The sequence below is a fragment of the Albidovulum sediminis genome (genome assembly GCF_025380365.1).
GTDB lineage: Bacteria > Pseudomonadota > Alphaproteobacteria > Rhodobacterales > Rhodobacteraceae > Albidovulum > Albidovulum sediminis.
In genome coordinates, this window is record NZ_JAOCQF010000017.1 from 1 (window position 1) to 1202 (window position 1202).

The window sequence follows — 1202 nt, forward strand, 5'->3', positions numbered from 1 at the left end:
ACGCGCGGCGGAGAGATTGACCATCAGAGCCAGCGAGGCCGGGATTGCCGTTCGGGTGCTGGAACCAAGGCTCGGGGATTTCAACGACGATCTCACAGCGGACGGGCCAGAGGTGCTGCGTCAGTATCTGGCAAAGCAGATCGGTCCCGAGGATCGCGAGCGCCTGGAGCGTTGAGGCAACTCGTCAAGCGCAAGGGGAAGTCTCACGACAGTGGGGCAGGGGGCATCTCCCTGTCCCGGGTCTGGATCTTCATCTTTTGCCTCTCTCATGGGCAGTCGATCCCCGCATTCCCCGCACGGCCTTCAAGAGATGGGCAGGCGGCCGTCAAAGGTGCCGCCCCTTCAAGGACGGGGGGCAACTGATTTCCGCCGGCGGGGGCAAGCCCCGCCTTTGCATCGCGAGACAAATCAGCCGCCCCCCGTCCTCCTCCACATGCGTTCCGGCCCGCGAAGGCGCGGGTGAAGGGTCGTCCCCAGTGACGGCTTTCGCGAGCCCATGAAGGCCGCGCGGGAGAACGCGCGGACCGCCAAGAGCCCGGAGGCAAGACAGAGATGAACTTCCAGACCCGCGACGACAGCTATGAGCCCACCCACACCGCCTCTCAGACCGCCCATGCGCTGGAAGAGTTGCAGCTCTACGGCTACCGCCCCTTCGAAGACGAGCCCGATCCGCGCCCGATGCCGGATGCCGACCGCCTCCGGGGTGCCGTCGCCGATATCTTCGACGCCCTCGTCGCGAGCCTCGCCGACACAAGGATGGAACCCGACCTCGAAGAAGTGCTCTGGGGCCAGGTCAATCTCTTCCACCGCGCCACCGCCCGGATCGAGCGCAATCTCGATGACAACGAGCAGGGTCAGCGCCGCCTCCAGCGTGAGCAGGACGGCTCCGAGGTGAAATCCACCGAGCTTGAGCGCCTGGTGGCGGAAGGCATGACCCTGACCGAACGGCGGAACTGCATGGACATGATGCGCGACCACGCCGCCACCGAGTTCTGGCATCACACGGGCTCGACCTGGCGGCCCCGCACCGGCTCGATGGTGAACCATCAGCACCTGACCGCCGCGCTGATCGACAGCCGCGATTTCCTCGCCGCCAAGCGTCGCACCGAAGCCGAGGTGATGTTGCCAGCAGGCCCCAAGGTGGCCCTCACCGGCGGGACCGACTTCAACGATCACCGCCTTATCTGGGGCAAGCTCGACCA

At 66.0% G+C, this 1202-nt stretch carries 1 protein-coding gene; it reads left to right on the plus strand.

The window, feature by feature from the left end; all coding sequences use genetic code 11:
* Window positions 1-552: 552 nt before the first annotated feature.
* The coding region (locus N5I32_RS21195) for a DUF2493 domain-containing protein (protein ID WP_261497897.1) at window positions 553-1202 on the plus strand (650 nt) is incomplete at its 3' end.